General features: G+C 61.0%; 14 protein-coding genes and 1 tRNA gene. 5 read left to right on the top strand and 10 right to left on the bottom strand.

Annotated elements, in window-relative coordinates:
- Positions 1 to 230 precede the first annotated feature (230 nt).
- The 9 genes from K2O50_RS15950 to K2O50_RS15990 form a co-directional block, all read right to left on the bottom strand.
- Positions 231 to 304, bottom strand: a tRNA-Cys gene (locus K2O50_RS15950).
- A gap of 144 nt (positions 305 to 448) precedes the next feature.
- A complete protein-coding gene (sohB, locus tag K2O50_RS15955; protein ID WP_050706271.1) occupies positions 449 to 1,465 on the bottom strand; it encodes a protease SohB in 1,017 nt (338 codons plus the stop codon).
- A 477-nt stretch (positions 1,466 to 1,942) separates the two neighbouring features.
- On the bottom strand, positions 1,943 to 2,449 hold the full coding sequence (locus K2O50_RS15960; protein ID WP_050706272.1) for a hypothetical protein: 507 nt from the start codon (positions 2,447 to 2,449) through the stop codon (positions 1,943 to 1,945).
- 461 nt (positions 2,450 to 2,910) lie between these two features.
- Positions 2,911 to 3,132 carry a hypothetical protein gene (locus tag K2O50_RS15965; RefSeq protein WP_220689832.1) on the bottom strand — a complete coding sequence of 74 codons (222 nt, stop codon included), beginning with the start codon at positions 3,130 to 3,132 and terminating at the stop codon, positions 2,911 to 2,913.
- Positions 3,116 to 3,985, bottom strand: coding sequence for a hypothetical protein (locus tag K2O50_RS15970; RefSeq protein ID WP_220689833.1), 870 nt, complete (start codon positions 3,983 to 3,985; stop codon positions 3,116 to 3,118). Before K2O50_RS15970 ends, K2O50_RS15965 begins: the two co-directional genes overlap by 17 nt.
- 43 nt (positions 3,986 to 4,028) lie before the next feature.
- On the bottom strand, positions 4,029 to 4,457 hold the full coding sequence (locus tag K2O50_RS15975) for a hypothetical protein (RefSeq protein ID WP_050706274.1): 429 nt from the start codon (positions 4,455 to 4,457) through the stop codon (positions 4,029 to 4,031).
- 281 nt (positions 4,458 to 4,738) lie between these two features.
- Positions 4,739 to 5,131 (bottom strand): hypothetical protein, encoded by a 393-nt coding sequence (locus tag K2O50_RS15980; protein WP_050706275.1) that lies wholly within the window; start codon positions 5,129 to 5,131, stop codon positions 4,739 to 4,741.
- A gap of 163 nt (positions 5,132 to 5,294) precedes the next feature.
- The gene (locus K2O50_RS15985) at positions 5,295 to 5,948 is read right to left on the bottom strand and encodes a hypothetical protein (protein WP_050706276.1); all 654 of its coding nucleotides are present in this window, start codon (positions 5,946 to 5,948) and stop codon (positions 5,295 to 5,297) included.
- Between the two features lie 654 nt (positions 5,949 to 6,602).
- On the bottom strand, positions 6,603 to 7,904 hold the full coding sequence (locus K2O50_RS15990; protein ID WP_050706301.1) for a tyrosine-type recombinase/integrase: 1,302 nt from the start codon (positions 7,902 to 7,904) through the stop codon (positions 6,603 to 6,605).
- 436 nt (positions 7,905 to 8,340) lie between these two features.
- On the opposite strand from K2O50_RS15990, the gene K2O50_RS15995 reads away from it, so the two are divergent.
- The 4 genes from K2O50_RS15995 to K2O50_RS16010 all read left to right on the top strand — a co-directional run bounded on the left by K2O50_RS15995 (position 8,341) and on the right by K2O50_RS16010 (position 11,486).
- Positions 8,341 to 9,054, top strand: a complete 714-nt coding sequence (locus K2O50_RS15995) for a histidine phosphatase family protein (protein ID WP_050706278.1) — start codon at positions 8,341 to 8,343, stop codon at positions 9,052 to 9,054.
- A gap of 54 nt (positions 9,055 to 9,108) precedes the next feature.
- Positions 9,109 to 9,426 carry an SCP2 sterol-binding domain-containing protein gene (locus K2O50_RS16000; RefSeq protein ID WP_050706279.1) on the top strand — a complete coding sequence of 106 codons (318 nt, stop codon included), beginning with the start codon at positions 9,109 to 9,111 and terminating at the stop codon, positions 9,424 to 9,426.
- A gap of 197 nt (positions 9,427 to 9,623) precedes the next feature.
- The gene (locus K2O50_RS16005) at positions 9,624 to 10,691 is read left to right on the top strand and encodes a phosphotransferase family protein (RefSeq protein ID WP_050706280.1); all 1,068 of its coding nucleotides are present in this window, start codon (positions 9,624 to 9,626) and stop codon (positions 10,689 to 10,691) included.
- Positions 10,692 to 10,718: 27 nt separating this feature from the next.
- The gene (locus K2O50_RS16010; RefSeq protein ID WP_046856224.1) at positions 10,719 to 11,486 is read left to right on the top strand and encodes an SDR family oxidoreductase; all 768 of its coding nucleotides are present in this window, start codon (positions 10,719 to 10,721) and stop codon (positions 11,484 to 11,486) included.
- A gap of 126 nt (positions 11,487 to 11,612) precedes the next feature.
- On the opposite strand, the gene K2O50_RS16015 is transcribed toward K2O50_RS16010, so the two are convergent.
- Complete coding sequence (locus tag K2O50_RS16015; protein ID WP_050706281.1) at positions 11,613 to 12,434, bottom strand: bifunctional 2-polyprenyl-6-hydroxyphenol methylase/3-demethylubiquinol 3-O-methyltransferase UbiG; 822 nt, start codon at positions 12,432 to 12,434, stop codon at positions 11,613 to 11,615.
- Positions 12,435 to 12,570: 136 nt separating this feature from the next.
- On the opposite strand from K2O50_RS16015, the gene K2O50_RS16020 reads away from it, so the two are divergent.
- Entirely contained in the window at positions 12,571 to 13,605 is a 1,035-nt protein-coding gene (locus K2O50_RS16020) for a helix-turn-helix transcriptional regulator (protein WP_050706282.1), read from the top strand.
- The last annotated feature ends 6 nt before the right edge of the window (positions 13,606 to 13,611 follow it).

The raw sequence follows: 13,611 nt of genomic DNA on the forward strand, positions 1-13,611 counted from the left end.
CACATAAGTACTGTATATTCAACCAGTATTCTGGGTTTTTGTTCAGCGAACTTCGGCGCATCCACCGCACTTGAGTGGACTCGCTGATCGACATGCTCCGGTGATGCCCGGCTTGTGGGACGCGAAATTTCCTTCGATGTCCCAGATTTGTCCCAAATAGGACGTCCCGGGACAATCCGCAGACATGAAAAAAGCCCCGCAACCAAAATGATTGCGGGGCTTTCGAATGGTGGAGGCCGAGGTCGGAATCGAACCGGCGTAGACGGATTTGCAATCCGGAGCATAACCACTTTGCTACTCGGCCTCAAAGTCGGAGTCAGCTTTCGCTATCTCCTTGAAACCGCTGGGCTTTTTCAAGTCAGCTGCGTTTCGATGGACGCCATTATGTCGGCATTCGATGCACCTTGCAACCCCCTTGAAGAAAAAAATCTTCAAGGGGTTCAAGGTGTTAGCGCAGACGCCCGAGTTTGCTCCACAAGCCGACCAGGGTGTTCTCCACCGCCCCGCTGGCGGCAACGCCGATACGCTCCTGCAGGCTCTTGCGCTCGGCGAATCGCAGGTGGAACACATTGGCCTCGCGGGCACTGCGGCTCAGGTACTCGTCGCTGGTGCCCAGTTCGTCGACCAGCTGGCGATTGAGCGCGGCGATGCCCAGCCAGACTTCGCCGGTCGCCACCTCGTCTATATGAAGCTGCGGGCGATAGCGGGCGACGAAGTCCTTGAACAGCTGGTGAGTGATGTCCAGGTCTTCCTGGAACTTCTCCCGGCCCTTGTCGGTGTTCTCGCCGAACACGGTCAGGGTGCGTTTGTATTCGCCGGCAGTCAGCACTTCGAAATCGATGTCGTGCTTTTTCAGCAGGCGGTTGACGTTGGGCATCTGCGCCACCACGCCGATCGAGCCCAGCACCGCGAACGGCGCACTGACGATTTTCTCGCCGATGCAGGCCATCATGTAGCCGCCGCTGGCGGCAACCTTGTCGATGCAGATGGTCAGCGGGATGCCGGCCTCGCGGATGCGCGCCAGCTGCGAAGCCGCCAGGCCATAGCTGTGCACCAGGCCACCGCCGCTCTCCAGGCGCAACACCACCTCGTCACGCGGGGTGGCCAGGGTCAGCAGCGCGGTGATCTCGTTGCGCAGGCTCTCGGTGGCCGAGGCCTTGATGTCGCCGTCGAAGTCGAGGACGAACACCCGGCGCTTGTCCTCGGGCTTTTTCTTCTGCTGTTTTTCCGCCTTGGCCTGCTGCTTGCGCAGGGCCTTGAGCTGGGCCTTGTCGAGCAGGCCCGATTCCAGGCGCTCGCGCAGTTCCTTGTAGAACTCGTTGAGACGGGTAACCTGCAACTGCCCACCCGGCTTGCGCCGCCCTTTGCCACGCAGGCCGGCGATGGCCGACAGCACCACCAGGATGGCGATCACCAGGGTGGCGGTTTTGGCGAGAAAGCTTGCGTATTCGGCAAGAAACTCCATAATGTCCTGTTATCCTTGGGTGAGGTGGCCTACTGTACCCGAGCTTGTGACACATTGGAACATCCTTGTGACACCTCAAGGCCAGGGCCCAGCGCATCCCGTAGACGGCCTCAAGGGCTGCTCACAATGTCTCTCAAGGGGTCCTTATCGCGCCTGCGTGCTGGGGCACACACGGGCGCCCATGGGGGTATTTGCGCGTGAGTCCTTATTGACATGAGGTCTCGGAAATTTCTCCCAGATTCTCAAAGGCCCCAAGGCTCATCGCAGGGTTCGCAGCGATCCCTTGAGGATCCTGGAGAGCCACAGGGGCTCATTCAGACCCTCCACGCCCCACGCAACCGCGAGGAGGTACAAGGAGACGTGGAGACCATGAAGCGCCATAGAGGCGACGTAAAGGGCGTCCATACGGGTCTCCTTGGTAATGGTGGTGAGTGATAACGAACACCGTCCTTAGGTGTCCTTGAGGGGCTTAGCGGGTCACATCCCCCCGTTGCGAGCCCTATTGCGGCGCATCAAGGCATCAAGGCGTTTCTCCTCAGTAGTCCTTGTGTCGCGGCGGCGTCCCATGGACTTCCAGTCGCACTTGTCGCTGAAGGTCATGCGCTTGAGGATATCAGCGCTATGGGAGTGACCCAGCTTGGCCATGTGCTCAGCGACGATAGGTGCCACCTCGGGTAGCTCAAGGATGGCCTCAAAGGCGTCATAGACCAGCGTCTCGAATTCCAGGGAGACCCAGGCAGCATACGCGATGGCCGCCCTCTTGGCCGCCCATGCGCCCGAGCCGTGCGAGAGTTGCAGAAAATGTAACTCTTCCATCTGCTTGGCCTGCCTGGTTCGCCAGGAGCCGGGGGCCTTGCCCTTAGGGAGACCCAGCGTGCGCCAGATATCTGTGAGGTCCCAGCGGCCCGCAGAGTCAGCCTTAAAGGCGTGCCCTTCGATGATGATGACGTGGTCAGCGTGTTTGTGTTTGATGTTGGTGGTCATAGTCGTGACTCCTTTTGTTTGCTCCCTGAGTTCGCTCCCACAGGCTGGCTCAGAGACCCACGACAAGGGTTCCAGCAGTGGCACAGGGAGCAAACAGAAAGACTCTGATAGATAGCCCAGCGACGGGCATTAGATGGTGAAGGCTCGAACACTCCTCAGATTTGAGGAATGATCATTTTTTGAACACTCCCGAGATTTGAGGGCGTTGAGGTCCGAAGAGTCAACCGACTCAGATTTGAGTCCGTTAACCCCGGCGACCAGCTTACGGGCACCCTGGCTTTGTGAGGGTTTTTAAGGGAAGCCCAGGCCAAGCCAAGGCCCCCTTTACGGGACCTCAGAGATGGCGGAAAGATTTACGGCATCTTTTGGAGCCGCCCCAGGTTGGAGATATGCAATTTATGCACATTTGGCCGACCCCAAGGCCCCTTTACGGGACCTCAGGATCTTGGGTCTTACTGGTCTTACGGGGTCAGGGTGATCATGGTGACCACAGGGAACGGCACGGTAACGGTCTGGAGGCGCTCCGAGGGATCCTCAGGGTTAGCCAGCTTGAGCTTGACCATGGAGTCTGCGACCACATCGGCCACACCGGTGATCTCTACGTCATAGCCTTGGGCATTCGGATTGCGACTGGTGGTCAGCTTCCAAATGTCACCGTCTGAGTCCTCACGGAATGACAGCATCGCGAAGCTCTTTGGGGACCATGAAGATCACATCGGGACCCTGGTGGTACTGGATACCGGTGCCGATCAATTCATCAGCCTCCTCAAAGCCCGCTCGCTGGGCTGCACGGTCCAGAATGGCCGCCAGCTTGATTGGGACCATCAAGGTGAAGTCTGAGACACCCGAGCCGAAGGCCGTGTCTACGTTCATCGCCAGGATATCGAGAAGGTCCTCAGCGATTTCCCGTGGGGCGCCTTTAGGCATCGCTACGTCAACCTTGCGGAGGTTAGCGGTCTTGGCGAGGATCTTGGCGACCATGGTGTTGCAGCTGACTTGGAAGTCTGTCAGGAACTTGGAGGCGGTCTGAGCAACACCGGCAGCCGTGAAGCCGCCGATGACGTTGTGATCCAGCACAGTGAAGCGACCCGAGAACAGGGCCGCATGCGAGCAGGGCTCAGAGAACAGGAAGTCACCGGCAATCGCCTTGCCCTCGGAGACCTTCTTAGTGCGGTCATACAGCGAGGTACGTGGGTCGAACTCGACGGTTCGGTCTTCCAATAGGACGATCTGCTGCACGGTCGGTTCGGTATGGGCCGGGCGGAACTCACAGGAGATTGCCTCATCGGCATCCTCGCGCCAGTTATCAGAGTTCATGAAGGTGTTCACGGAGTTCACCAGGGCAGCCACATAGTCGGCGGCGCTCGGGGTGTTCTTGGCGACCTCAGGGCCTCCCCATTGAGCTATGGTGGCCCCTGGGACGACGGACTCAATGCTCATATCGGTGGGCAGCTTGTAGCGGTCGGTGTTGTGGCGGTGGTCGGTGTCCTGTGGGCGTACAGTGGTGCGGGTGTTGATGGTCTTAACAGGGTTCATATGGGTCTCCTTGCGGTAATTAATGAGGTGAGATCAGGCCGAATCAGGCCCAGTCGGAATCGCTGAAGACTTGGCGGCCACCACGGGCAGCCCTGATCGACTGTGCGTAAGCGCGGATCTCAGCGTCTCGGGCTTCGCGCTTGGCTTTGGCCCGTGCGATCTCTAATGGGTCGTGCATGCTGGCCATCTCTCGGGCGCGCTGGGCGTACCACTGGGCCTCTTGGTCCCTCTTGCGCTGGGCCTCAGCCTGGGCATAGCGATGCTCAGCGACCTTAGAGGCCTCCTTACGCGCCCCCTGGATCGACAGACCCACAGCCTCGTACTGGTCCGCAATGGCGACCATACGAGCCACACGGCCCTCACAGGTGGCCATTAGAGTGGCCAGCATGATGCCCTCAGCGAAGGCGCGAGTGACGGTCTGACCCTGCACCTCGAATTCACCGCTTGGGAGTTTCTTGATATTGAGTTCCATGAATGGGTCTCCTTCTGTTGACCCTTTGATCAGCCTTGCGCCATAGATGCGCTCGACCAGATGGCCAGGAGAGGGGCCGCGAGGCATCTTCAAGACTGATCAAAAGGTTCTGGTTTTGGTGTGATGGTGACCAGCTCTGAGCCAATGGCGGAGGCTTCAGGTGGTCGATAGGACGGACCATGGCGACGGTCCGGGAGAGGTCGTGTTGCTGTCTCTCCGATAGTGAGGGTTTTTAAACGTCAGAGCCCAAGGACCTCATTGCGAGCCCCGAGGACGATAGATCATCTGGCGAGGACGATAGGACCACCCCGCATCGGGATGCTCAGAGGGGTCTTAGCGATGGCCCCAAGGCACACCATGGCGTCATGCAGGGCCTGGAGGCGCTCAACGTTCCTTGAGCCTAAGCGATATCGCACGGCGTCCTTGAGACCCTCCCAGTCGATGTACATCATGCCGTTACCACAGCGACGATAGGGTGCCTCTTGGTCGTTGAGCATCCCTTTGATCTCAATGAAGGCGATGCGGGCGTGCTTAGGGAAGACCTCACCGATCAAGGCGAGATCCTCAGGGGTCAATCGTGAGGACCGTGGGCAGACCACCTCAATGGTCTCTTGGGTCTCGTTAGGACCCTCTGAGGTCTCGGTGTGGTTCACTGGGCTGGCGATAGAGGTCATTGGGTTCTCCTTTAGGTTGTCTTAGAGATGGAGGGATGATGGTTGAAAACCACCCTCCTCCTTGGTGATCTCTGGGTCATCTCAGGGTCTTAGAGATGGTCGCTGTGGGATCTTTAAGGGTTCTATATCTATGCGGCATTTAATCAATCGCTGGGGCATTTATTCAGGTGATCGGCCACCACTCCTCCTTAGCGGCAGTGCCCAGGGGCTTGAGGTCTTCATGCAGCTTTGCGAGGTCCTCAGGATTCGGTGGGGTGTCGGCGTGGTCCTCCCAGGTCACCCAAGGCTTCAGCTCCTTGGCCCGTGGGCCCTCCTCCATGCGCTCACGGAGCCATAGCGGTCGATTCTCCATGAGCAGGGGCATAGCCAGCTCAATAGCCTTAACGTAGCGCTGTGCCTGCCTCAGGCCCATACGGAGGTGCTCTTGCACGGTCGCAGCGGATACAGGGTGGACCCCTGAGATGATCCGCATCAGCTTCTTCACCGACAGAGGCTTAGAGGACCCGGCAGGCTCCTTGTGGGTCGGATCGATGGTCCCGCTGAGCCCTAAAGCCCCCTTGGATGCTGCGCGGTCATGCCAGTCGAGCCGTGCGACTCCCTCTACAATGTCCATAGCAAATGCCGGGTAGGTGACCCACGGGCCTCCTCTATGGGCGTCCAGCTCGTGCCGTATGTGGCCCACAAAGGGGTTCAGAATGATCTTGAGAGGTCGCCCTCGGCCACGCTTGGTCGCCTGTAGGTATCGCAATGCCTCATCACGGACCTCGCTGTGATGCTCAGCGCTGTAGTGATCAACGTAGATGTCTTGGGTGTCCATGTGGTCCTCCTTGCGGTTGTCGTTACTCCGCAAGTGAGGGTTTTTAAACGGCACTTCCTGAAGCCAAAGTAATCTGAGCCCCCTTACGCGGGGTTTTAGATACCCCTAACGCAAAGAGCCCCGGCGACCAGTCATTGCGACCAGTGCCAGAGCCTATATGGGAGAAACCGCACCCTGGCCACCTGAGTCGCCACGGAGAGCACGTCACGCTCATGATGACCCACAAGGACATCCTGCTCGATGCAGGATCAAATCAAGTTCGGCTTACTATCCTTTTCCTTTATGTAGCTCAAATAAATATCTGTTCTTATCAACCGCTGCCTGTACCACGCCGAGATAGCAGTCTCAACTTTCGCTCGATGAGCCTCATCTTCGATCAACCCTACAAGCCCTATAACCATCATAGCCGCGCACTCATGGTCATTGAGATTCATAGTACGCGCCATATAACGAAGGTTTTGCCTCCACTCTCGCGCCATATCCACGGGCATCTGACTTACAAGAGCTTTAGGATTCATAGCGAAAGCTTCACGAGCGAGCGAATATGACCTCTCGATTTGAAAGTTCCCTCTAAACACAGCTGCAATGCCCCTAAACATACAAGCCTTCCTGTGTAGTTAAACCTTGGTATAACTGAAATCAAATCAATTACTACTAACAGCTCAAGCGGACCAACATTAAAGCTTCCACCATGAGCCTCTTTGAAGCAGCCGCATTGCTACCGTAGAGATCGAACGCAAGCGACCCGGAGCTATGCCCCAAGATAGCCTGAACGACCCCCACCGCCACGGCTTGAGTCTTGAGGTCAGACGCCAGCGAGTGGCGCAGGGAATGGAACGACAGGCCTCCACCGGCAGCGATACCCAGGGTGTCCCTAATGGCCGCATTAAGCTGCGCAGCGAAGCCACTCATGGATTGCTTGAAGACTCGCCCAGGGGTAGCGGCCAGGGTCTCAATGATCTCCTCAGGGATGCCCACCAGAGGGACGACACGGCGACTGTGGGAGTTCTTTAGGGTCTTGCCGTTGTCATCATTGATCGACAGGAACCATTGGCCATCCTCATCTTTGATGAAGTCACAGCCATGCACCTGATGGATCTCCCCAATGCGTGCCCCAGTGGACAGCCCCAGGGCCAGGGCGTGACCCTTCCAGTCGCCTTTGAGGTATCCAGTGGTCGCCACCTTGGTCAACTCCATGATCTGCCCAGATGCGAACGCTTGCCGCTCACTGTTAGCCCCTTTGGTGATGGTCAGCTTGCGAGCATAGTCATGGGTCATCAGCCCAGTGGCCACACCCCAGGCAGTCAAGGCGCCCACATTGGTCAGCAGCTTATTGACCGTTGAGGCCTTTCGGGTCTCCATCAAGGCAGCCTTCAAGGCCACCATATTGGCCCGTGTATGGGAGCGCATATCGAGATCCCCAAGGATGCCCGCCACGGTCTTCGCTGTGCTGGTCATGTTCTTGATGGTCGCTGGGGCCATCCCTTCGCCACGCTCGGCCATGTAGGCATCGTGAAGATCCATAAAGGTCATGGCCTGGGCTTTCTGAAGGGGTTCCTTAGGGACTCCTTGCGACATACAGATAGACTCAGGGACAGGCGCACTATCAGAACGACCTATTTGATAGCTCGGAACTATCGCACCCTTAAGGTCCCCTTCAAGCAACTCAACGATCCCCCGCAGGTCCCCGCTATGTCGTCCCTGTGAAGCCCTCACGACCCGCTGGGCCATCATCAACGCCTTTGCCTGACCCAGCCCCATGGGCATGGTCTCAGCGATCCCAGCAAGATCCTCAGCGATATCGGAGAGTACAAGGCCATAAAGGTCGCCTTGAGGGTTCCCGAGAGCTTCCTCAGCGATATCGCGTAGCCGGGCCCTAAGTTCCTCCCAGGTCGCGTCGGGGCGATCCAAGTGGAAGGCCTTGAGGGTCGAAAGGAGGCGCTTGGTATTGCTCATTGCGGTTGCCCTGGTGCTGGTCTTCAGCGATACGGTGTGGGAGCTGTGAGTGCCCTTGAGGCGGACCCGGAGATAGTACCGGCCAGACCCCCGCCGATAGACATAGGGAACAGCCAGTTGTGACACGTTGGGACATCTTTGTGACAGAGGGGTGTTGGTGGTGCTGGTCATCATCGGTCAAAGCCCTGGATTCATTGGGGCTCACCCGCGTCAAGGACAGTTGGCAAGAAACTCCACATTGACTCCTTGATAAACCAGCGCCGCAAGGGCGCGAACTGGATGCAAGCATACCGGGGCGCCAGAGCCGCTGCCAGCCGGTGAAAATGCTGGCAACACAGTTCAAACGACCTTTTCAAACGCTTGTATGTTTTTTCGTTGACAGCCCGCCTGGGGCAACCTAACCTCGCAGCAACCTCCAACCGGGCCGGACTTCAACGTGGGCAATCTCTACCTGATCCGACATGGCCAAGCCTCCTTCGGTGCCGCTGACTACGACGTCCTCTCGCCGGTGGGCGAGCGTCAGAGCCAGGCACTGGGCGAGCACCTCGCCCAGCTGGGCCTGCGCCTGGACCGTTGCGTGGCCGGCACCCTGCGTCGCCAGCAGGACACCGCCCGCCTGGCCCTGGACGCGCTGCAGGCCCATGGCGAGGCAGTCCCGACCATAGAGACCGACGCGGCCTTCAACGAGTTCGACGCCGACGGCGTGATCCGCGCCCTGCTCCCGGCCCTGCTGCCCGAAGAGCCCGAGGCCCTGCATGTGCTGCGCAACGGCGCCCAGCACCGCGGCGAGTTCCAGCGCCTGTTCGCCCTGATGGTGCAGCGCTGGCACGACGGCGAACATGCCCACGACGAACACCTGGAAACCTGGCAGGCCTTCACCGGCCGGGTCGGCGATGGCCTGCGGCGCCTGCTCGACAGCGCGGCCAGTGGCGACAACATCGCCCTGTTCACCTCCGGCGGCACCATCGCCGCCCTGCTCCACCTGGTAAGCGGAATCACGCCGGCTCAGGCGTTCACCCTGAACTGGCAGATCATCAACACGTCGCTCAGCCACCTGAAGTTCCGTGGCCGCGACGTCACCCTGGCTTCCTTCAACAGCCAAGCCCATGTGCGGCTGTTGCGGTTGCCGGAGCTCGTCACCTACCGATGAGCCCGGTCTGTTGTGTCCTTGCGGACGCGAAAATCACTTAACAAGGAATACACCATGAGCGATGTAGCTAAAGCCGTCGAGGCGATGAAGGCAAAATTCAACCCATCCGCTGCCGCCGGCCTGGACCTGGTGTTCGGCTTCAACATCACCGACGAAGACAAGCACTACGCCCTGCTGGTCAAGGATGGCACCTGCGAGATCCAGGAAGGCGAGAACGCCGACGCCAACTGCACCCTGGTACTGGACAGCGACACCCTCAAGGGCATCGTCAGCGGTGACACCGACGGCATGCAGGCCTTCATGAGCGGCAAGCTGCGCGTCGAAGGCGACATGATGCTGTCGATGAAGCTCAGCGAGCTGTTCCCGGCCTGATCGGCGCGGCGAATCGCCAATGAAAAAACCGAAGCCGCATGTGCTTCGGTTTTTTTTCGCCTGCCGCAAGGCCCGCCCATCAGGGCCATTGATCGCCCGGCAACACCCAGGCCAATAAACGTCTGGCACGCTTGTACCAGCTTTGACAGGAAATTAGATTAGCCAATAGTCCTTGCTACCGATCATAAGGAAATCGCATGACGCTCACCGACCAGTCCACCCAGGTACGCCCCGGCGAAGAACTCGACGCGGCCGTCATCGATCCGTACCTCAAGGATCACATTCCCGGTCTCGCGGGCACACCGAGCATCAGCCAGTTCCCCGGCGGCGCCTCCAACCTGACCTACCTGGTCAGCTACCCGGACCGGGAGTTCGTGCTGCGCCGCCCGCCGTTCGGCCACAAGGCCAAGTCGGCCCACGACATGGGCCGTGAGTTCCGCATCCTCAACCAGCTCAACGCCGGCTTCCCCTATTGCCCCAAGGCCTACGTGCACTGCACCGACGAGTCGCTGATCGGCGGCGAGTTCTATGTGATGGAACGGGTCAACGGCATCATCCTGCGCTCGGACATCCCCGCCGAACTGGACCTGGACGCCGGCCGCACCGAAGCCCTGTGCAAGAGCTTCATCGACCGCCTGGTCGAGCTGCACCAGGTGGACTACCACGCCTGTGGCCTGGCCGACCTGGGCAAGCCGGAAGGCTATGTGCAGCGCCAGATCGAAGGCTGGGCCAGCCGCTACGAAGAAGCCCTGACGCCCGACGCGCCGCGCTGGGAGCAGGTGATCGCCTGGCTGCGCGAGAAGATGCCCGCCGACCACCCGCGCCCGGGCATCGTGCACAACGACTACCGCTTCGACAACGTCATCCTCGACAGCGCCAACCCGATGCGCATCATCGGCGTGCTGGACTGGGAGATGGCCACCATCGGCGACCCGCTGATGGACCTGGGCAACAGCCTGGCCTACTGGATCGAGGCCGGCGACCCGGCGCCGGTGCAACTGATGCGCCGCCAGCCGAGCAATGCCCCGGGCATGCTCACTCGCCAGCAGTTCGTCGACTACTACGCCGAGCGCGCCGGCATCCGCATCGACAACTTCGACTTCTACTATTGCTACGGCCTGTTCCGCCTGGCCGGCATCGTCCAGCAGATCTACTACCGCTTCTTCCACGGCCAGACCCAGGACAAGCGCTTCGCCCAGTTCATCCACATGAACCGGCTGCTGGAGCAGATGAGCCTGCAACTGATCGGCAAATCCAGCCTGTAATCCCGGCAGACAACAAGGAATACGCGCATGTCCAAGACCCACCTGTTCGACCTCGACGGCAAGATCGCCTTCGTTTCCGGCGCCAGCCGCGGCATCGGCGAAGCCATCGCCCACCTGCTGGCCCAGCAGGGTGCCCATGTGATCGTCTCCAGCCGCAAGCTCGACGGTTGCCAGCAGGTGGCCGAGGCGATCGTCGCCGCCGGCGGCAAGGCCACCGCGGTGGCCTGCCACATCGGCGAGATGGAGCAGATCCAGCAGGTGTTCGCCGGCATCCGCGAGCAGTTCGGCCGCCTCGACATCCTGGTCAACAACGCCGCCACCAACCCGCAGTTCTGCAACGTCCTGGACACCGACCTGGGCGCATTCCAGAAGACCGTCGACGTCAATATCCGCGGCTACTTCTTCATGTCGGTGGAAGCCGGCAAGCTGATGCGCGAGCACGGCGGCGGCAGCATCATCAACGTGGCCTCGATCAATGGCGTCTCGCCCGGGCTGTTCCAGGGCATCTACTCGGTGACCAAGGCGGCGGTGATCAACATGACCAAGGTCTTCGCCAAGGAGTGCGCGCAGTTCGGCATCCGCTGCAACGCCCTGCTGCCGGGGCTGACCGACACCAAGTTCGCCTCGGCGCTGGTGAAGAACGACAGCATCCGCAACGCCGCGCTGCAGCAGATCCCGCTCAAGCGCGTGGCCGACCCGAGCGAGATGGCCGGCGCGGTGCTGTACCTGGCCAGCGATGCCTCCAGCTATACCACCGGCACCGCACTCAATGTCGATGGTGGGTTCCTGTCCTGAGGACGCTGGCCCCTGGCTGAAATGGTGCGGGGTTCGTGGGAGCGGGCTTGCCCCGCGATTGCAATGGCGGCCCTTATCGCGGGGCAAGCCCGCTCCCACGACTCGCGTACACGCAATTCTCGACCTCTACCCCTTGACCGCCTGCAGTGTATAGCTCAGCGGCAACCGCCACGGCGCCTCGTTCAGGCGCCACTCGCCGTCATCGCCCAGCGTCATCTGCCCCGGCAGCGCTTCCCAGGGGATGCTCTGGTGCTCCTCCAGGCCGGTGATGCGCAGGCCGTTGTTCAGCAGCGCGGTGATCACCTCACCCAGGCCATGGTTCCACTCATGGGTTTCGGTCTGGGTCAGTGCCCGGTCGGTTTCGACATACGTCTCGTCGCTGTGCCACACCGTCGGTGCCTCGCGCTCGAAATACGGGTACTCCAGTTGCAGGCGGTCCTGATGGTCCTCGTTCACGGCCATCAGCATCGGGTGGCCGTCGCGCAGGAACAGCCGCCCGCCCGGCTTGAGCAACGCCGCCACGGTCTGCGCCCAGCGCTCGATGCTCGGCAGCCAGCACAGCGCGCCGATGCCGGTGTAGACCAGGTCGAAAGCCCCCACAGGCAATACCTGCGCGGCCTGATAGACGTCCGATTCGACATAGGCGATGCCCGCGCCACAGCGCTCGGCCAGCTGGCGTGCCTGGGCCAGGGACGCCGCGGAGAAATCCAGGCCGCAGACCTCGGCGCCCAGTCGCGCCAGCGACAGGGTGTCGGTGCCGATATGGCATTGCAGGTGCACCGCGCGCAGGCCGTGGATATCGCCCAGGCGCGGCAGGTCGAAGCGCACCACCTCGGACAGGTGCCCGGGCTCGGCGATGAAGCGCTCGACCTCGTAGTCCCCGGAGGCGGCGTGCAGGGGTGCGCGCTCGTCCCAGCTGGCGCGGTTGAGTTCCAGTGATCGGCTCATTACGGTGCTTCCCTGTCCTGAGTGAGTCAGGCGCCACGTTAACCGGCCCCGACAAACCCGGCAACCACCCCGTCAACCAGAAGTTGACGGCTCGGGTATACTGCCCGCTTCGTGCCCGCCCAAGGATCCAGCGCCCATGACCGAAAACAGCTTCGCCTTTCGCCTCAAGGAACTGCTCGAACACCACAAGCTGACCCTGCAGGCCGTGGGCACGGCGCTGGGGATCTCGCGCACGGCGGTGCACAAGTGGACCCGCGGCGGCGAGATCGACTACGACAACCTGCGCCGCCTGGCCGACCTGCTCAAGGTCAACTGGATCTGGCTGCGCTACGGCGAGGAGGCCCTGCACAGCGTGCAGCAGGCCGAGGTGGTCGAGCTGCCGATGACCGACGTGCGCCGCCGCTACACCGCCGAGATCATGGAAAGCGAGACGCGCATGAAGCTGGCCCAGGAAGGCGCGCGCATCGTCACCTGGGAATGGAACCTGGTCACCGACGAAGTGACCTACTCGCCCAACGTCGAGGCGGTCTATGGCTGGCCGCTGCGCCGCAACGAGGACTTCTGGGAACACATTCACGCCGATGACGCCCGCCACATGCAGGGCATGTATGCCCAGGCGGTGGCCGATGGCACCGGCTGCGAATGCGATTTTCGCATCACCCGCCCCGATGGCGGCCAGCGCTGGATCGCCTCGCGCGCCACAGTGCTGCGTGACAGCGTCGGGCGCCCGGTGAAGATGGTCGGCATCAGCATGGACAACACCGAGCGCAAGGTGGCCGAAGAAGAGCTGCGCCAGAGCGAGGCGCGTTTTCGCACCATCTTCGAACTGGCCTGGGGCGCGCTGGCCTACATCGACCCGGATGGCAGCTGGCAGCGGGTCAACGGCAGCTTCTGCGAGCTGCTGGGCTACCGCGAGGACGAACTGTACGGCACGACCTTCCAGCAGCTCACCCACCCCGACGACCTGCCAGGCAACCTGGCGTTGCTGCAGCGCATGCTGGCCGGCGAGATCGAGCGTTACGAGGTGCAGAAACGCGTGCGCCACAAGGACGGGCACTATATCTGGGTGCGGGCTCGCACCTCGCTGGAACGGCGCGCCGACGGGCAGCCGGAGCACCTGATCAGCGTGTTCGAGGACATCACTGCCGAGCGCGAGGCGCAGCCAAGCTAAGTAGTC

This window comes from Pseudomonas sp. 2hn (genome assembly GCF_019646095.1).
Classification (GTDB): domain Bacteria; phylum Pseudomonadota; class Gammaproteobacteria; order Pseudomonadales; family Pseudomonadaceae; genus Aquipseudomonas; species Aquipseudomonas peradeniyensis.